This is a genomic window from Empedobacter sp. UBA1574, assembly GCF_002322895.1.
In the GTDB taxonomy this organism is placed as follows: domain Bacteria; phylum Bacteroidota; class Bacteroidia; order Flavobacteriales; family Weeksellaceae; genus Empedobacter; species Empedobacter falsenii_B.
Map to the genome: position 1 here is coordinate 3,130 of NZ_DCOI01000022.1, position 2,659 is coordinate 5,788.

Sequence of the window (2,659 nt, forward strand, 5' to 3'; positions counted from 1 at the left end):
AGTAATGAATAAAAATGAATGAATATAGTTTTTCATAATCCTTCTTTTTAATTAAAATTCGTAGTCACTTTTAATACGGGCACTGAGGCAATCGAAGTGCAGAATCTTTTGTCACTTTTTTTCGTCAAAAAAACTAACGAAAAAAGACTTGGCCGTAAACCTCTCTACTAAAAATGCCCTCATTCCACTAAAGATTTTAAAAACCCTACGGGCTAAAACCTTTTTAACGCTCCATTCAACCATTTTCTTAACGTGAGAGTTTTAATGCCGGTTTTTCATCTTTTTTCAATATTCAAATCCACTTTCAACAAAGAATTTATAAATCGTCATTGCTGAAAAGTCGANNGACTTGTAAGCACAGACTTGACTTTTTTGGTTCGTTTTTGTGTCAAGACAAAAATGAATGTAAAATTATTAATCATGACTTTCATCTTTTTGTCTATCTCAACTCATCTCAGAAGCTCATCCTTAATCTGAATACATAATACTTTATACATTTTACTTTATACTTTATACATCACAACTACTACATTTCACAAATCTAAAATCTCAATACTCACATCTCAATTCTCACATCTAAAATCAATCCTCTTTCTCAACCTTAGTCTTAATCTCAAATACATATTACTTTTTACATTTTACAAGTCTCACATCGAATCTCGTATATCGAATATCTAACATCTACATCCTTAGCAATCATTCCCCTTCATCACCTACCAATTTCGTTCACAGCTCGTCAGGTTTCAATCACTTAAAGCTATTCAGTCTACATTCGAATTGTTGCTGAACCAAGTCAAATAAAGTTTAATTTAATCACGTTATTCATTCTACTCATTTCAACTATACAACCATCATTTCGACTGGAATTCTGAAAGAATTTTGTAACGAGGAAAAGGTTTTGACGTAATTCAAAATAAGAATAAACATTAAAAAAATTTAACTTAAGAATTCGTATTATTATATCGTTCAGCAAAATAGGATTATCAGATTATAAATAACCTTATTATATAAAATATTGTAACATCTTCTAAATCTGATTTTTAGAATCGAAAAATAAATATTATTCTTTAATCAATGCTAAATTATCACTCTTTAATTTTATTTTCAACCAGTTATGCAATAGATTTTCATCAATTTCTTGTTCTGAATGATATATCACTATTGGTTTTGCTTTTAAACTATCACTATAATGTTGAATAATCCCAAAATAAACATAACGTATTGAAGGAAACAAGGATTTTATTTCACGTTCAGTAGTAGCATCTCCAATTTTTTTTTGTTCTATTTGTGTTTTTAATTGTTGTATTTGTAAATCTTTTTCTGTTACGTTTAGCTGATTTTTATTTATTTCACTTAATATTTCTTGTTTTAAATCACTATTATTTTGTCGAACAACTAAAGTTGTATTCTCTAAACCAAAATCCGCTAGCTTATTATTAAATTCTTTTATTTGTAAACTATCATATTTCTCTGTTAAAAATGCAAGTTCAATACGTTTTGGATTTGATCTAAAGTTTACATTTTTATAAATAATAGTTTTACCTTTCAACTGAAACTCTTTTTGGATAAATGTATTTACGTTTTGTGTATATCTTTTTTCTTGTAATAGATTATAGGCTAGATAGAAACTAGGTAAAATTAATAAAGACATCAAAACAGTTATAGTTAGTCGTACTTTTTTGTCTAGTGCAGGGTTTTGGGTTTGTATTGGCTTATATTTCAAATATTTCAATACCAAAAATGTAGATAAGGCAATAAAAAAACAATTTATACTATATAAATATAATGCACCCGCTAAAAACTTAAAGTTGAGAGTTGCTAAACCAAAACCTGCTGTACACAATGGTGGCATTAATGCAGTAGCTATTGCTACCCCTGGTATTGGGTTACCTTTCTCAATTCTTGTTATTGATATAGCTCCTACGACACCTCCAAAAAAAGCAATTAGGACATCATAAATTGTAGGCGATGTTCTGGCTAATATTTCTGACTCTACTTCTTTAAATGGGCTTAAATAAAAATATAAACACGAAACTACCAATCCAGCTAATGTTGCAATAAACAAATTCTTAGTAGATCGCTTTAATAGGGTAAAATCATAAGTTGCTAATGCAAAACCAGAACCTACAATTGGTCCCATTAAAGGTGAAATTAACATAGCTCCTATAATAACTGCTGTTGAATTAACATTTAAACCTATTGAAGCTATCAAAATAGCACATGCTAAAATCCATAAATTTGCTCCTTTAAATGAGATATTACTTTGTACATCCTCTTTGACCTTATTCTTATCTTCTTCTCCAATATGTAGATTGAGCAATTTGTATATTCTATTCATAGACATTTTATTGATATTAATTGTCGTACTTCATCACTACGTAGGCATTAAATATAATTATTTTAGTTTTGATTTTAGTATTTAATAAGGTGTTTTTACTTTAAATGAATATCAAGTCTATTTAGATTATAAAATTTTTCTCATTCCCCTAATTTTTGATTTAGATCGGGATCATTAGTATAGCTTAAAAGTTGATAGAACTCTTTTTTTATCAGTTAAATGAGATGGTTCAATTTTTCCATTTAACCAAGGTCTTCCTACTTTTATAAACCTGTGTCTCATTCTTAAATCTTAAACATACCAATGAAATTTTGATTGAAA

The 2,659-nt window shown here is 28.2% G+C and carries 1 protein-coding gene; it reads right to left on the reverse strand.

Annotated elements, in window-relative coordinates; all coding sequences use genetic code 11:
• Positions 1-1,060: 1,060 nt before the first annotated feature.
• Entirely contained in the window at positions 1,061-2,338 is a 1,278-nt protein-coding gene (locus B3578_RS05890) for a DUF389 domain-containing protein (protein WP_038337098.1), read from the reverse strand.
• Positions 2,339-2,659: the final 321 nt, after the last annotated feature.